This window comes from Sulfitobacter sp. R18_1 (assembly GCF_017743915.1).
Taxonomy (GTDB): Bacteria; Pseudomonadota; Alphaproteobacteria; order Rhodobacterales; family Rhodobacteraceae; genus Sulfitobacter; species Sulfitobacter faviae.
Map to the genome: position 1 here is coordinate 39,883 of NZ_JAGHRG010000002.1, position 15,681 is coordinate 55,563.

16 protein-coding genes and 1 tRNA gene are annotated in these 15,681 nt (G+C 63.3%); 9 read left to right on the forward strand and 8 right to left on the reverse strand.

The genetic code is table 11. From position 1 onward, the window contains the following. Positions 1-11: 11 nt before the first annotated feature. A complete protein-coding gene (locus J7392_RS05375) occupies positions 12-461 on the reverse strand; it encodes a MarR family transcriptional regulator (protein WP_209216533.1) in 450 nt (149 codons plus the stop codon). Positions 462-554: 93 nt separating this feature from the next. Here J7392_RS05375 and hmgA point away from each other — a divergent pair, with 93 nt between their 5' ends. The 7 genes from hmgA (at position 555) to J7392_RS05410 (ending at position 8,143) form a co-directional block, all read left to right on the forward strand. Then, on the forward strand, positions 555-1,889 hold the full coding sequence (gene hmgA / locus J7392_RS05380) for a homogentisate 1,2-dioxygenase (protein WP_247744483.1): 1,335 nt from the start codon (positions 555-557) through the stop codon (positions 1,887-1,889). A 31-nt stretch (positions 1,890-1,920) separates the two neighbouring features. Next, positions 1,921-3,174, forward strand: coding sequence for a fumarylacetoacetase (gene fahA, locus J7392_RS05385; protein ID WP_209216535.1), 1,254 nt, complete (start codon positions 1,921-1,923; stop codon positions 3,172-3,174). A gap of 46 nt (positions 3,175-3,220) precedes the next feature. Then, complete coding sequence (locus tag J7392_RS05390) at positions 3,221-4,171, forward strand: MBL fold metallo-hydrolase (RefSeq protein ID WP_209216536.1); 951 nt, start codon at positions 3,221-3,223, stop codon at positions 4,169-4,171. Beyond that, on the forward strand, positions 4,171-4,425 hold the full coding sequence (locus tag J7392_RS05395) for a hypothetical protein (RefSeq protein WP_209216537.1): 255 nt from the start codon (positions 4,171-4,173) through the stop codon (positions 4,423-4,425). The genes J7392_RS05390 and J7392_RS05395 overlap by 1 nt, the downstream gene beginning before the upstream one ends. A 10-nt stretch (positions 4,426-4,435) precedes the next feature. Next, on the forward strand, positions 4,436-6,043 hold the full coding sequence (locus J7392_RS05400) for an FAD-dependent oxidoreductase (protein ID WP_209216538.1): 1,608 nt from the start codon (positions 4,436-4,438) through the stop codon (positions 6,041-6,043). After that, positions 6,040-6,228 carry a DUF2783 domain-containing protein gene (locus J7392_RS05405; protein ID WP_209216539.1) on the forward strand — a complete coding sequence of 63 codons (189 nt, stop codon included), beginning with the start codon at positions 6,040-6,042 and terminating at the stop codon, positions 6,226-6,228. The genes J7392_RS05400 and J7392_RS05405 overlap by 4 nt, the downstream gene beginning before the upstream one ends. Positions 6,229-6,463: 235 nt before the next feature. Further along, positions 6,464-8,143 (forward strand): ABC transporter substrate-binding protein, encoded by a 1,680-nt coding sequence (locus J7392_RS05410; protein WP_209216540.1) that lies wholly within the window; start codon positions 6,464-6,466, stop codon positions 8,141-8,143. Between the two features lie 68 nt (positions 8,144-8,211). Here the strand turns inward: J7392_RS05410 and J7392_RS05415 are convergent, their stop codons facing one another. From J7392_RS05415 to clpS, 7 genes are all read right to left on the reverse strand, one after another. Further along, positions 8,212-9,147, reverse strand: coding sequence for an acetamidase/formamidase family protein (locus J7392_RS05415; protein WP_209216541.1), 936 nt, complete (start codon positions 9,145-9,147; stop codon positions 8,212-8,214). Further along, entirely contained in the window at positions 9,144-10,112 is a 969-nt protein-coding gene (locus J7392_RS05420) for a Gfo/Idh/MocA family oxidoreductase (RefSeq protein WP_209216542.1), read from the reverse strand. Before J7392_RS05420 ends, J7392_RS05415 begins: the two co-directional genes overlap by 4 nt. Positions 10,113-10,187: 75 nt before the next feature. Next, positions 10,188-10,619 carry a thioesterase family protein gene (locus J7392_RS05425; protein ID WP_209216543.1) on the reverse strand — a complete coding sequence of 144 codons (432 nt, stop codon included), beginning with the start codon at positions 10,617-10,619 and terminating at the stop codon, positions 10,188-10,190. A gap of 134 nt (positions 10,620-10,753) precedes the next feature. Next, a tRNA-Met gene (locus tag J7392_RS05430) sits at positions 10,754-10,830 on the reverse strand. Between the two features lie 89 nt (positions 10,831-10,919). Then, the gene (locus J7392_RS05435; protein WP_067268615.1) at positions 10,920-11,720 is read right to left on the reverse strand and encodes an SDR family oxidoreductase; all 801 of its coding nucleotides are present in this window, start codon (positions 11,718-11,720) and stop codon (positions 10,920-10,922) included. A 19-nt stretch (positions 11,721-11,739) separates the two neighbouring features. After that, the gene (locus J7392_RS05440; protein ID WP_067268613.1) at positions 11,740-12,732 is read right to left on the reverse strand and encodes a class I SAM-dependent methyltransferase; all 993 of its coding nucleotides are present in this window, start codon (positions 12,730-12,732) and stop codon (positions 11,740-11,742) included. Positions 12,733-12,735: 3 nt separating this feature from the next. Beyond that, positions 12,736-13,059, reverse strand: a complete 324-nt coding sequence (gene clpS / locus J7392_RS05445; protein ID WP_067268646.1) for an ATP-dependent Clp protease adapter ClpS — start codon at positions 13,057-13,059, stop codon at positions 12,736-12,738. A gap of 156 nt (positions 13,060-13,215) precedes the next feature. Between clpS and J7392_RS05450 the strand changes: the two genes are divergently transcribed. Continuing rightward, positions 13,216-13,923, forward strand: a complete 708-nt coding sequence (locus J7392_RS05450; protein ID WP_209216544.1) for an HAD family hydrolase — start codon at positions 13,216-13,218, stop codon at positions 13,921-13,923. A gap of 263 nt (positions 13,924-14,186) precedes the next feature. Then, on the forward strand, positions 14,187-15,650 hold the full coding sequence (locus J7392_RS05455) for a D-alanyl-D-alanine carboxypeptidase family protein (protein ID WP_209216545.1): 1,464 nt from the start codon (positions 14,187-14,189) through the stop codon (positions 15,648-15,650). Positions 15,651-15,681: the final 31 nt, after the last annotated feature.

A 15,681-nucleotide genomic window follows, 5' to 3' on the forward strand; every position in this document is an offset into this window, starting at 1 on the left:
GTTTCCACGGGCTAAGTAAAGCCCCCCTGCCCCACATCCGACAGCTTGAGCAGCGCCCGCCGCAGCACCGCCGCCTCGGCAGGGTCGAGCGCATCCATCAGCGCGGCATTGTAGCGCTGCGCCACGGCGCGCAGATCGTCATAGGCCGCTTGGCCCTGCCGGGTCAGCGACAGATGCTCTACCCGCCGATCCTCTGGGTCACGGCTGCGGGTCACGAAGCGCCGCTCGGTCAGGCGGTGTACGGCGCGGCTGATCTTGGTCTTATGCATCCGCGCGCGCTGGCCGATCTCGCTTGCCGTGAGTTGCCCATAGAGGCCGAGGTGGAACAAGACCCGCCATTCGGTGCGCAGCACGCCATAGCGGCTTTTGTAGATCTGCTGAAACTCGAGCGATGACGCCTCCGCCGCTTGGTTCAGCAGGTATGGCAGAAAATGCTGAAGCTGAAAGTCACCGTCCGCCATGCTGCGCCGCTTGTTAGTTACAAATCCAACTATTACGCTTGTAACAGATTCTGCAAGGGGGCACAGATGACCAGCCAGTCCAAGCCATCGACGATGACAACCGCGGCCACCACATCGGGCACGCATCCGGGCTATATGCCGGGATTCGGCAATGATTTCGAAACCGAAGCCCTGCCCGGCGCCTTGCCGCAGGGCATGAACTCCCCGCAGAAATGCAACTACGGCCTCTATGGCGAACAGCTTTCCGGCACGGCTTTCACCGCGCCCTCTCATCAGAACGAGCGAACGTGGTGCTACCGCATCCGGCCCTCGGTGAAACATTCGTCGCGCTATACGCGGATCGACCTGCCCTATTGGAAGTCCGCACCGCATCAGCCGCAGGATGTAACCAGCCTTGGCCAATACCGCTGGGATCCGGTGCCGCATTCCGACACACCGCTGACTTGGCTGACCGGCATGCGCACGATGACCACGGCAGGCGACGTGAACACCCAAGTCGGCATGGCGAGCCATATCTATCTGGTGACCGAGAGCATGGTGGACAGCTATTTCTACTCTGCCGACAGCGAGCTTTTGATCGTCCCGCAGGAGGGCAGCTTGCGCTTTTGCACCGAGTTGGGCGTCATGGACATCGCCCCGCAGGAGATCGCCATCATCCCGCGCGGGCTGGTCTACCGGGTGGAGGTGCTGGACGGCCCCGCGCGCGGCTTTGTCTGTGAGAACTACGGCCAGAAGTTCCACCTGCCAGCCCGCGGCCCGATCGGCGCCAACTGCATGGCGAACCCGCGTGACTTCAAAACCCCCGTGGCGGCTTTTGAGGACCGCGAGGTGCCCTCCACCGTCACCATCAAGTGGTGCGGCCAGTTCCATGAGACCCAGATCGGGCATTCGCCGCTCGACGTGGTGGCATGGCACGGCAATTACGCGCCGGTGAAATACGACCTCAACACCTATTGCCCCGTGGGCGCGGTGCTGTTCGACCACCCCGACCCGTCGATTTTCACTGTGCTGACCGCGCCTTCGGGCGTCGAAGGCACCGCCAATATCGACTTCGTGCTGTTCCGCGACCGCTGGATGGTGGCCGAGGATACCTTCCGCCCGCCGTGGTATCACAAGAACATCATGTCCGAACTGATGGGCAATATCCACGGCCAGTATGACGCCAAGCCCAAGGGTTTCGTTCCCGGGGGCATGAGCCTGCACAACATGATGCTGCCGCATGGGCCGGACCGGAACGCCTTCGAGGGCGCGTCGAATGCCGAATTGGCGCCCCATAAACTCGACAACACAATGTCCTTCATGTTCGAGACCCGCTTCCCGCAGCATCTGACCGAATTCGCCGCCAAGGAAGCGCCGTTGCAGGACGATTACATCGACTGCTGGGAAAGCCTTGAGAAGAAATTCGACGGTACGCCGGGCAAGAAGTGACCCGCGGCAGACTGGCCCCGAAAGGACCGTTATGACCCTGATGACCTCTTGGGTGGAAAGCGCCAATTCGGCCACCACCGATTTCCCGCTGAACAACCTGCCCTACGGCGTCTTTTCGACCAATCAGCTTGAGGCGCGCTGCGGCGTGGCGATTGGCGATCAGATCGTGGACATGGCCGCGCTGGAGGAAGAGGGGCTGATCGCCCTCGCCGAAGAGCCGGTGTTCGATGTTCCCTATTGGAACGATGTGATGGACCTTGGCCCCACGGCTTGGGCTTCCTTGCGCTCCCGGTTGATCGAACTCCTCAGCGCCGATGCGCCCGATCAGGCAGCCGTGGCGCCCCATCTGGTGCCGATGGAGGCCGCGCAGTTGCACATGCCGATGATGGTTTCCGAATATACGGATTTCTACGCGGGCAAGCATCACGCCACGAATGTCGGCACCATGTTTCGCGGGGCCGAGAACGCCCTGCCGCCGAATTGGCTGCACATCCCTATCGGCTACAATGGCCGCGCTTCCACCGTCGTCGTCTCGGGGACTGAGATCACGCGGCCCAATGGCCAGTTGAAGGCCCCCGAGGCCGAAGCGCCGCATTTCGGCCCCTGCCAGAAACTCGATATCGAGCTGGAGATGGGCGCGATCGTCGGCACCTCGACCGAGATGGGACAGCCGATCCGCATAGACGAGGCGGATGAGATGATCTTTGGGTATGTCCTGCTCAACGACTGGTCGGCGCGGGACATTCAGGCGTGGGAATACCAACCGCTCGGCCCGTTTCAGGCCAAGGCATTCGCCACCTCGATCTCCCCTTGGATCGTGACCCGCGACGCGTTGGAGCCCTTCCGCACCCCGACGCCCGCGCGGGAGAAAGACCTGCTGCCCTACCTGCGCGAGAGCAAACCCGGCCTTTATGACATCGACCTGTCGGTGATGCTCCAGCCCGAGGGCGGCGAGGCCGAGGAAATCGCCCGCACCAACTACCGCGAGATGTATTACTCCGCCGCGCAGCAGTTGACGCATCATGCCTCTTCGGGCTGTGCGATGAACGCGGGCGATCTGCTGGGTTCCGGCACGATCTCCGGCACCGAGAAATCGCAGCGCGGGTCGCTGCTGGAACTGTCATGGGGCGGCAAGGAGCCGATCACCCTCGCAGACGGCAGCACCCGCAGCTTTGTCGAAGACGGCGATACGCTGACCCTCACCGGCCACGCGCAGGGCGATGGCTTCCGCGTGGGCTTTGGCAGCTGCACCGGCAAGGTCCGCCCGGCAATCGACTTTTCCTGAACAGGCCGCGCAACCGCGCTGGCGAAGCAAGACAGAAGGACAACACATGGCTAAGCAATTCGCATCTCAAGGCGACATGACCGAGAAAGAAATCTCCTTCACCGAGGTCGGCGAGGGGCTCTACGCCTTCACCGCCGAGGGCGATCCGAACTCCGGCGTGATCATCGGCGACGACAGCGTGATGATCATCGAAGCGCAGGCGACACCGCGACTGGCGAATAAGGTCATCGAATGCGTCCGCTCGGTCACCGACAAGCCGATCAGCCATCTGGTGCTGACCCATTACCACGCCGTGCGCGTGCTCGGGGCCTCCGCCTTCGGTGCCTCGCAGATCATCATGTCTGAGAAGGCCCGCGCCATGGTCGCCGAACGCGGGCAAGAGGATTGGGACAGCGAATTCGAGCGTTTCCCCCGCCTCTTCGAAGGTCATGAGAGCATCCCCGGGCTGACGTGGCCCACCACCACCTTCAACGGGCGGATGAGCGTCTACCTCGGCAAACGCCGGGTCGATATCATGCAGTTGGGCCGCGCCCATACGGCGGGCGACGCGGTGGTCTATGTGCCGGACCAGAACGTCATGTTCACCGGCGACATCGTCGAATACCACTCCGCCTGCTACTGCGGCGACGGGCATTTCCACGACTGGCCCGACACGCTGGAACGCATCCGCGCCTTCGACCTCGACGCCATCGCGCCGGGCCGGGGCGACGCGCTGGTGGGGCGCGAGATGGTCAATGCCGCAATTGACAGCACCGCCGATTTCGTCCGCTCCACCTACCGCCCGGCGGCCCGCGTGGCCCTGCGTGGCGGCACCTTGAAAGAGGCTTGGGACGCCGTGCGCGCCGAATGCGACCCCAAATTCGGCGACTATGCAATCTATGAGCACTGCCTGCCCTTCAACGTCGCCCGCGCCTATGACGAGGCGCTGGACATCGACACGCCGCGCATCTGGACGGCGGCGCGCGACAAAGAGATGTGGGAGGCGCTGTCGGACTGATGTCCCTGCCCGCGCTTCTTCCTGCCCTGATCGTCTTGGCACTGGCGCTCTGGTTCTATCTGGTCTTTGCACTGGTGATGGATCACCGCCGCCAAGCTGCGCGCCGGAGCGGGCAGCCCTACGCCGGGCTGCGCGATGCGGCGCAGGTTTGGTCAAAGATGCTGCGCGCGCCCGAATACCGCGGTGCGCGCCGCCGGGTGGCGCTGGTGTCGCTGGCCTTGCTGGCTCTGCTGCTCTTGCACGCCTTTCTCTGAGGATACCGCCATGGCCTATGCCTACACCCCCTTCCCCTACAGCCCCGCAGCCGGTCTGACCGCGCCCGAGCCGCGGCATCCGGTTGTGATTGTAGGCGCTGGCCCTATCGGCCTGTCGATGGCCGTGGACTTGGCCCTGCGCGGGGTCAGATCGGTCGTGTTGGATGACAACAATGTCGTCTCCCTCGGCTCGCGCGCGATCTGCTGGGCGAAACGGACGCTGGAGATTTTCGACAGGCTCGGCATCGGCGAGCGGATGCTGGAAAAGGGCGTGACATGGAAAGTGGGCCGCCAGTTTCACGGGGAACAGGAGGTCTATAACTTCGACCTCCTGCCGGAGCCGGGGCATAAATATCCGGCCTTCGTGAACCTTCAGCAATATTACGTCGAAGAGTATCTCATTGAACGCGCGCAGGAGTTCCCCGACCTGATCGACCTGCGCTTTCTCAACAAGGTGACCGATCACAGGGGCCACGCCGACCATGTTAAGCTGACGGTCGAGACGCCGGATGGCCCCTACCAACTGGAAACCGACTGGTACATCGCCTGCGATGGCGCAGGCTCGGCCACGCGCAAACGGATGAACCTGCCATTCGAGGGGCAGACCTTTGACGAACATTTCCTCATCGCTGATGTTGAGATGGAGACCTCCCCCTTCGGCGACCATGACACGCCCGAGCGGTGGTTCTGGTTCGCCCCGCCCTTTCACAACGGCCACTCCGCGCTGCTGCACAAACAGCCCGACAACATCTACCGCATCGACCTGCAACTGGGGCCAGAGACCGACCCAAAAGCCGAAGCGACCGAAGAGAAGGTCGTCCCCCGCCTGAAACAGATGCTGGGCGATGCGCCGTTCCGGTTGGATTGGATGAGCGTCTATAAGTTCCGCTGCGCGCGGCTGGAGAGGTTCGTGCATGATCGCGTCGTCTTTGTCGGCGACAGCGCCCATGTGGTCAGTCCGTTTGGCGCGCGGGGCGGCAATGGCGGGGTGCAGGATGTCGACAACCTTGGCTGGAAACTGGCGGCTGTGGTGCAGGGCGAAGCGCCGCCAAGCCTGATCGAGAGCTATGACATCGAGCGCGGCCATGGCGCGGACGAAAACATGCGCAACTCCGCCCGCGCGACCAATTTCATGACGCCGAAATCCCCCATCGAGACCCTGTTTCGCAACGAGGTGCTGACCCTCGCCGCAAAGCACCCTTTCGCGCGCAAACTGATCAACTCAGGCCGGTTGTCACAGCCCTGCACGCTGGCCCATAGCCCGCTGCAAACCGCAGGCGACGCGCCCCTGCGCCCCGGCAGCGCGCTGATCGACGCGCCATTGGTCGGGCCTGCGGGGGATTGCTGGCTGTTGGGTGCGGTTCAGGGCCAGTTCACCCTCCTCGCCGTGGGCGAGATCACCGCCCCCGACCTGCCCGGCCTTGCCCGGATCGGCATCGATCAATCCCATGATGTTCACCCCTGCTTCCAAGGCAAGGACGGCCACGCGCAGCGGCGCTATGGCAGCGGGTTCCTCTATCTGCTGCGCCCCGATGGCCATGTCTGCGCCGTCTTCGACCAGCCCGACAGCGCCGCGATTGCCCGCGCCTATGACCGTGCGAAAGGAGCCACCGCATGATCCTCGAAGACAACCTCGGCACCGAGGGCGACAGCGTCTATGCCGCCCTTATGGCCGCCCATGAAGGGCTGACCGAGGATGAAAGCCACGCCCTCAACGCCCGATTGGTTCTGATGCTGGCCAATGAACTCGGCGACCCGGCGCGGCTTACGGCGCTCTTCAAAGCCGCGCGCGATCTGGCCTAACCCGCCAGCCTCACAGCACTTTTCCCCCATGCCCGCGCTTGCCGGGCCGGTTTCCTGCGCTAGCTTGCTGCTCAACTTCCCGCGACAGGCTTGACGCAACGCGCCTGATCGGCAGACTAAACACCCCGCGCCCACCTCAAGAGGCGACAAAAGCAGGTCAACTGCATCACCTGCCCCACCGTGAAAAGTGGGGATCCGCGATGGCCCGGCCAACGCACCAACAGAGAGGAAAATCATGGAATTTTTGACACGCACCGGAAAACCGCTGCCGCAATCCGTGCTGACATCAGCCGAGAACGCCAAGAAAGACCCCGTCAGCAGACGCGAGTTTCTGGCGATTGCGAGCGCCTTCGGGGCCACGTCCGCCACAGCCTACGGGATGCTTGGCATGGCCGCGCCCGCGCGTGCGGCGGCCCATGCCAACCTCAAGGAAGGCGGCACCGTGCGGATGCAGATGGAGGTGCGTGCCCTGAAAGACCCGCGCACCTATGACTGGTCGCAGATCGCCAACTTCAGCCGCGGCTGGCTGGAATACCTCGCCATCTGGGAGAATGACGGCACCTTCACCCCCGGCCTGCTGGAAAGCTGGGAGATTAACGACGATGCCACCGAATACACGCTGAACGTCCGCAAGGGCGTGACATGGAACGACGGCACTGCCTTCACCGCGCAAGACGTGGCGCGCAACATCGAAGGCTGGTGCGACAAGTCGCTCGAAGGCAACTCCATGGCGGGCCGTTTCGCCACGCTGGTGGATGAGGAAACCGGCAAGGCCATCGAGGGCGCAATCGAGGTGGTGGATGACCACACCGTCAAGCTCACGCTGCCCAAATCCGACATCACGCTGATCCCCGGCATGGCCGACTACCCCGCCGCCATCACGCCCGAAGGGTTCGACCCCGACACGATGTTGGAAAACCCGAAAGGCACTGGCCCCTACCTGCCCGAGTCGCTCGAAGTTGGCGTGAAAAGCGTGCTGGTGAAGAACCCCGATCACACTTGGTGGGGTACCGAGGTCTTCGGCGGGCCCTACATCGACCGTTTGGAATACATCGACTACGGCACCGATCCTTCCGCATGGATCGCGGCGGCCGAGGCCGAAGAGGTCGACGCTTTCTACTCCATGGAAGGCGAATATATCGACGTGATGAGCACGCTGGACGGCTGGGTCGAGAATGAGATCGCCACGGCGGCGACCATCGTGATCCGCCCCAACCAATTGGCCGAAGTGGACGGCATGAAACCTTACGAGGACAAGCGCGTGCGCAACGCGCTGCAACTGGCCGTCGACAATGCCGTGCTGCTGGAACTGGGCTACGCCGGGCGCGGCCTCGTCGCCGAGAACCACCACGTCGGCCCGATGCACCCCGAATACGCCGAGGTCGAGCCGCCCAAGACCGACCCCGAAGCCGCCCGCGCGCTGATGGAAGAGGCGGGGATGGCCGATTACGAGCATGAGCTCTTCTCGATCGACGATGCATGGCGCAAAGACACTACCGATGCCGTGGCCGCCCAGCTGCGTGACGCGGGCATCAAGGTCAAACGCACCATCCTGCCCGGCTCGACCTTCTGGAACGACTGGGTGAAATATCCCTTCTCCTCCACCAACTGGAACGCGCGGCCTCTGGGCGTGCAGATCTGGGCGCTGGCCTATCGCTCGGGCGAGGCGTGGAACGAGTTCGGCTATGCCAGCCCCGAGTTCGACGCCCTGCTGTCAGAGGCGCTGGCCACGGCGGATGTCGAAGCGCGCCGCGAGATCATGGCGAAGGGTGAGAAGATGCTGCAAGACGATGGCGTCACGATCCAGCCCTACTGGCGCTCGCTCTACAACCACACCCGCGAGGGGCTGGTGGGTGCCGCGCATCACATCGGGTTCGAATACCACCCGGCCCGGATGGCTTGGGCGGAAGAGTGATCTGCCGCTAAGTAGACACGCGAAAGGGCCGCAGCGATGCGGCCCTTTTTCTTGGCGCGGCGGCGCAGTTAACCGCCGATCAACTCTTTCGCCATCATCATATGCACGCCCTTTTCACGGTTCACCGTCTGGGTGATCCGCAGATCGCCCGCCAGCGAACAGAGCACATAGGCATCCTCGCGGCTGATCCCCGCGCGTGCTGAGACCAATGTGATCATGTCGCGCAGGGCCATCTCCGCGCAGTGGTCAAGGTCGGGGGCCATGCCCATGGTAATCACATGGGTCGGCGTTTCGGCCTGCGGATAGCTGAGCCCGCGATCCTTCAACACCGTCAGACGAAAGCGCCCCTGTAGCGCCGTCTCAATCGCCGTGACGCAGACCTCCCCATCGCCCTGCGCGCCATGCCCGTCTCCGCAGGAAAACAGCGCCCCTTCGTTGAACACTGGCAGGTAAAGCGTACTCCCCGCCACCAGTTCCTTGTTGTCCAGATTGCCGCCATGCTTGCGCGGCTCAATGGTGGCGATCCGGCCCCATTCAGGCGGCGGGGCCACGGCCATCACGCCAAAGAACGGGGCCAAGGGCAGTTCCAGCCCCCAAGGCAGCCGGGCGATGCCCCGCTCAGCATCGAGCGGGATGTTGCTGTGATAGGTCTCGGTGAAATCCTGCGGCAGCGTGCCTGCCAAGGGGCGGATGAAGTTATAGCCCCAGTCCTGCCGCAGCGCGACATCAAGGATATCGACCTTCAGCACATCCCCGGGCATCGCGCCTTCGACGGCCACCGGGCCGGTCAGGATATGGCCGGGCATCGGCGGCGGGCCTGCCTTGTGGATGTCGTAAAGTTCCGGCGGCACATGGAAGCCCTCGGGCGGCAGACAGTTCGGCGCGCCAGAGACGGTGTTGATGATCACCTCGTCGCCGCTTTGGACCGTCAGCGCGGGCGGGCGGCTGGCCTCAAAGTAGCCCCAGTGGCAGGTTTCGGGCGATGACTGCAAGGTGGCGGTCATGGCTGCGCCCCCCGGTTGGCCAATATGCCTTCGATAAGCTCCTGCACGCGCAGCGCCTCTTCTGGCGTGGCCAGTCGGCTCGGGCCGCCGTCCATCAGAAGCGCCATGTCGTCAAGCTGCGCTTTGAGGCTGGTGGCGCGGGTGTCGGTGGGGCTGCTGTTGGTCGGCGCAAAGGCCTCTCCGGTCGACAGGGTGTCGATGGCAAACTCCGAGATGCGGCGGCTGGCCTTCGCGCCTTTCACCGTCACCTCCTGCCGGTCCGGCTGCGCGCCGCCGACAGAACCGAGGATCGAAACCGGCAAGCCCTCGGCATTGACCAGCCGCGCCGCCACATGGGTTTCGCATAGCTTTTCGTCGGGGTATTCCGCATGGGCCCATTGTAGGGTCAGCGGCCCCAGCACCCGCTCGCTCAGGAACAGGAAGTGCGAGATCACCTCGCGCGTCATGCCCCCCTCAGCGGCAAAGCGCAGCCAATCGGCATCCACCTGCCACGCACGGGGCCATGCCGGATAGGTCACGATGATGTCGATGCCGCAAAGATCGCCAAGCGCGCCCTCTTTGATCGACCGCGTCAGATCGGTCAGCGCCGCCCCCGCCGCCTGGGTAAAGTTGACCGCCGCCGGAACGCCTGCGGCCTGCAACTCGGCCACCAAGGCGCGGCTCTCTGCAATGTCCACACCAAGCGGTTTTTCGAGGAAGATCGCCTTGCCCGCCGCGGCGGCCTCAAGCGCATAGGCTTTGCGCGGCACCGGAGGGCAGGCGAGGTAAACGAGATCGACATCGGCCATCGCCTCGGACGCCGTGGCGGAGACAACCGCTTCCGGCGCAACTTCTTGCGCGGCGGCGCAGGCCGCGGGGTCGGGATCCCACATGGTGGTGACCGTGAAGTCAGGGTGCAGCACCATGTTCTCGGCCATGCGCCGCCCCATGATCCCCAATCCGATTACCGCAGTCCTGATCGTCATCTTCGTCTCCCTCGATGTGCTGCGCGATAAGACGCTGCAATCGGGAGAACTTCAACTGCTCGCGGCGCAATTGCCTCAGCCGAGGTCGGCGCGGACCAAAGGTTTGATCACACGAGCCAATTCTTCGGGCGCGGATTGGCTTTTGAACACATCCGCGATGGTAAAGACGCAGGTGAAAGACCCTTCGAAACAGAGCACCCCGTTCTGCCGCGCCTTCATGCCGAAGGTGATAGATTTATTGCCAAGCCGCGTCGGATAGGTTTCGCACATCAGCTTGTGCCGCGGGGTGACCGGGCTGCGGAAATCCATCGACAGATTGACGAAAGGCGTGCCGATATTGCGGTCGATCTGAAGCTGAAACCAGCCGTCACCGTCAAAATGCGCCTCCCACCACGCGTTGATCGCGTCCAGCGCGAAATAGGGCAGCCGCGCGGTATAGGCGATCTGCGCCGGGTCACAATCGCCCCAAGTGACGTTGATCTCGTGAACGAAGTTTTCCGTGGTCATAAGGCTGCTTTCATCTGCTCAAACCCGCGCGGGGCATGGGCTATCTTCTATCCCTTCCAGCCCCGCGTGCAACCCAAGCGCAGGTGGCCAGTGCCAGCCCAGCAGGCATATCGTCATACGAAAAAGGGAGAGGATGGTGGCGTTACCTGGATTTGAACCAGGGACCTAACGATTATGAGTCGTTCGCTCTAACCAACTGAGCTATAACGCCGTGGCGCGTCGGATAAGGCAGCTTGGCATCGGGGTCAAGGGCGAAATCTGGATGATTTCACTTTTGCCGCAGAAAACTGCCGCCCGCCCTCAATGCGCGGGGGCCGAGACCACATCAAGCAGGGTGCGCCCGCCGTCGATGGTCATGATTTCGCCCGTCATGAAGCCCGAACTTTCAGCGGCGAGGAATTGCACCGCCTCGCAAAGCTCATTCGGCCCGGCGATCCGGCCAAGCGGCGTATGCGCGCGGATGTCGTCGCGCCAGTCGCGGTTTTCGGCCACGGCAGCGCGGAGGGACGCGCTCATCACCGAACCGAAAGATATCGCATTCACCCGTATCCGATGCGGCGCCAGCACCAGCGCCAGAGAGCGGGTCATCTGCTGCACCGCCGCCGAGGCGATGGCATAGCCCATCATATCCGGCTGGTGGCGCTGTGCCGCGATGGAGCTAAGGTTGATGATCGACCCCACCTGCCCCTCGGTCTGGCCCTCGGCCTGTTTGATCATCCGCCGCGCCACCTGCTGTGACAGTTGCAGCGCCGTCATCAGGTTCTGCTGCAACAGCGTCTCGACCGAGCCATCCTCCACATCCAGCGGATCGGTCGGCATCACCTGCCGCGAGGCATTCACGAGGATATCGACCTGATCGTAAGCGTCGATCGTGGCCGAGACGAGGTTGGCGATGGTCAGGCGCTGACGCAGATCACCGGCAAAGACGCGGATATTGCCGTCGTCCGGCGTGTCGCCCAACTCTTCCATCAGCTTTTTCTCGTTGGAATCGGCGCACATCACATTGGCGCCCCGGTCGGCCAGATGCCGCGCGATAGCAAGGCCGATCCCGTCCGCCGCGCCGGTGATGATGGCTGTTTTACCAGAGATCGAGAATGACATCGGGATACCCCCTTTTGGCTCAGCGGCGCCGGGTCAGCGGGCGTGTGGCGTGGAACAGTTTGAACCGCGCATCGCCTCCAAGCTCGGCCACCTGAGCAAAGCGTTTCTTCAGTTCCGCCTCATAGGGCAGATGCCGGTTGGCCACCATCCACAGATCGCCCTGCCCCGAGAGGATCCGCGCGGCCGCGGCGACAAAGGCCTGACCGATCTGCGGCTCGGCAGCGCGGCCTGTGTGGAAAGGCGGGTTCATCACCACGGTATCCATCCGGTGCGGGGGCTGCCATTCGGTGGCATCCTCCCAATGGAACACGGCGCGATCGTCGGTGACGTTATGGCGCGCACATTCCAACGCCATATGCCCGGCCTCGACCAAATGCACTGTCTTCACCTTGGGCCGCGTCAGAACATGCGCCGAAAGGAACCCCCAGCCTGCGCCCAGATCGGCCACTTCGGCCCCGAGGTTATCGGGCAGCACATCCACCAAAAGCGCCGAGGCCAGATCGACCCCATCGGCAGAGAACACCCCCGGCGCGGTCCAAAAGCCGCCTTCCGTCTGGGCCGGGCCAGCCTCCCAATCGGTGAAAAAATCGCTCGCGCCCGCGTCGATCCAGTAAAGCTTGCCATGCGCCTTGGAGATCGGCCCCTGCACCGTCACCCGCGCCCGCATCTCGCGCAGGATGGAATCCGCGCCATCGGTCTTTTGCCCGTCAACCACCACCGGCCCATCGCTCACAGCGCAGGCTTGGGCGACCAAGGCGCGGGCCTCATGTTTGGCACGCGGCAGGCAGACGATGGCGGCAGCATAACGCCCCTCGATCGAATGCGCCGCCTCATAGCCCCGCGCCGTCCATGCGTCATAGGCAGGTTTGAAATCGTGAATGATCTTGCAACGCTCGGGCGGAAGACCGGCCAGATCCGCATCCACGGGGGGCTGAAAGACAGCGATCACCCCAGTTTCGGGCAGGTCCAGCCCACCGCCGTTCAGGGCCAGTTCCAGTCGCGGATCAATCACGTGTTATTCTTCTTTTTCCATGGTGCATTGTAGCGGATGCTGGTGACGCCGGGCGAAATCCATCACCTGCGCCACTTTCGTCTCCGCGATCTCGTGGCTAAAGACGCCAACCACGGCGAGCCCCTTCTTGTGAACCGTCAACATGATCTCGAACGCCTGCGCATGGTTCAGGCCAAAGAAACGTTCCAAGACATGCACCACGAATTCCATCGGGGTGAAATCGTCGTTCAGCAACATCACCTTGTAGAGCGGCGGGCGTTTGGTCTTGGGGCGGGTCTTGGTCAGCAACTCGCTGTCGTCGTCATCCTTGGGGCCGTCGGCCATCATCCACGCGCCCGGCGCGGGCCGGCCTGCGGGCTGGATCGTCCAATCTGCTTTCACGTCGTCACGGTGCATTGCTGCTCCTGCGGCTGGGGGTAGAGCTTGTTCGTCGTGCAGCCGTCTATATAACCCCTGAACCAATTTAGGAAAGAGGCAGCACATATGGGCGGGGCACTCACCACTATCGGTTTCGATGCGGATGACACATTGTGGCATAATGAACGCTACTTTGCACTCTCTCACGACCGTTTTGCAGCCCTTCTCGCCGAACATAGTGAACGCGACCACCTGATGGCCCGGCTGCTGGAGGCCGAACGGCGCAATCTGCCGCATTACGGCTATGGGATCAAAGGCTTCACCCTGTCGATGATCGAGACCGCGATCGAGGTAACCGAGGGCAAAGTCCCCGCCGAGGTGATCAGCGATCTGCTCGCCGCCGGGCGTGACATGCTGGACCACCCCATCGAATTGCTGCCCCATGTCGAGGACGTGCTGGAAAACCTGCGCGGCGACTACCGGCTCATCGTGGTGACCAAAGGCGACCTGCTGGACCAAGAACGCAAACTGGCCCAATCGGGCCTGCGCGATAGGTTCGACGCGGTCGAAATCGTCTCTCACAAGACCGAAGCCGCTTATCGCCACATTTTTGAGCAGCATGGCCAAGGTGCCGAACGGGGGCTGATGGTTGGCAACTCGATGGCCTCCGACGTGCGCCCGATGATCGCGGCAGGCGGCTGGGGCGTCTATGTGCCTCACGACCTCACATGGGCGATGGAACATGCCGAAGCGCCAACCAATTCCCCCCGTTTCGCCGAGATCAGCGACCTCTCAGGCCTCCCAGAAACGATCGAAAAGATCGTGTCGGGGTGACTCGCCCCCGCGTCTGAGTCGTTCTGACACATCGCCGAAAATGCCGCACTGCGGGCCAATTTACGCCTAATTCTTGCCTTATTCGCGCTTATAGTGGGTTGATGTGTGCAAGCCTCTACATATTGGAGGAGAGATCCGCCCCTTTTTCCCCTGTTCACTGGATTCGACGGCTTCCGCGATGCGGCGTCCTATGCTAGCCTTGAACCAATTAATAAATGGTCAGCCAGAAATCGGCGGCCTGAGGCAGTAAAAGGCAGGCAAATATGAAGGCTCGGCGCATTCAGCCGGCCCGTTACGGGCTATTTCTATTCGCAGCACTCTGGGTTCTGGTTCTCCTGCCCCTCAGCGCCATCGCTGCCCCCTATGCCGCCTATGTCATCGATGCCCGCACCGGCAAGGAAATCCACGCCGAGAATGCCGATACGCGCCTGCACCCGGCTTCCCTGACCAAGATGATGACCCTCTACATCGCCTTCCAAGCGGTAGAGCGGGGGGAAATCTCTCTCGACACCCAAGTGACGATCTCCAAAAACGCGGCCTCCGAGCCGCCTAGCAAATTGGGCATGCGCCCGGGCCAAAAGATCGCCCTGCGCTATCTTATCCGCGCCGCCGCAGTGAAATCCGCCAATGATGCCGCCACCGCGATCGGCGAAGCCATCGGCGGTTCTGAGGCCGCCTTCGCCCGCCGGATGAACCGCACTGCCAAACAGCTTGGCATGACGCGCACCACGTTCAAAAACATGCATGGTCTGACCGAAAGCGGCCACCTCTCCACCGCCCGCGACATGACCCGCATGGGCCGCCACCTGCTCTATGATTACCCGCAATACTACAACCTCTTCTCGCGCATCACCGCCGATGCGGGCGTGCGCAAGGTCTCCCATACAAATCGCCGGTTTCTGGGGTCCTACAAAGGGGCGGACGGCATCAAAACCGGCTACACTCGCGCCGCTGGCTTCAACCTCACCGCGTCGGCCGAACGGGGCAATGAGCGCATCATCGTGACCGTTTTCGGCGGCAAATCCACCGCCTCGCGCAACGCCAAAGTGGCCGAGCTTATGGACCTCGGCTTCCGCCGCGCGCCCTCCTCCGCGCCGCTGCGCAAACCGGTCCCGCCCGTCTACGCCGATGTGGAAACCGCCCCCGGCGCCGCAGGCAAAACGATCCGCCTCGTCGGCGCCGTCACCACCTCCAAACGCCCGCAACTGCGCCCCCGCAGCGACGTCGTCGTCGTGGCCACCGCCGCCGCGCCCGAGGCAACCAGCGTGGTTTCCAACAGCGATATCACCGCAGCGCTGCGCGAAGCAGTTGAAACGGCACCAACCCCGCCCGCCGCCGCGCCCACCCCAGAGGCCAAGGAGGCCGAGGTCGTCATCGCCGCCGCCAAAGCTTCCCCCCGCCCCGAACCGCGCCCCAAGGAGGTGACGCTGGCGGTACAACAGGCGGTAGAGCAAGAGATCGTGACCCGCGTCTCCACCTCCGGCGGGCGCCACTGGGGCGTGAACGTGGGCCGTTTCCCCAGCCGCTACGCCGCCGAGAAGGTCCTGCTGAAAACCGCCCTGGCCGAAATGTCGACCCTCGACGGCACGCTGCGCAAAGTGGTGCGCCGCCCACAAGGCTTTGACGCGAACTTCCTCGGCATGTCCCGCGAAAGCGCCGACCTCGCCTGCCGCCGTCTGGCCGCGCGCAACGTCAGCTGCTTCATGATCGGCCCCAGCGAAGGCTAAACCGCCACCGGGCGGCGAAAGCGCCGCCCAA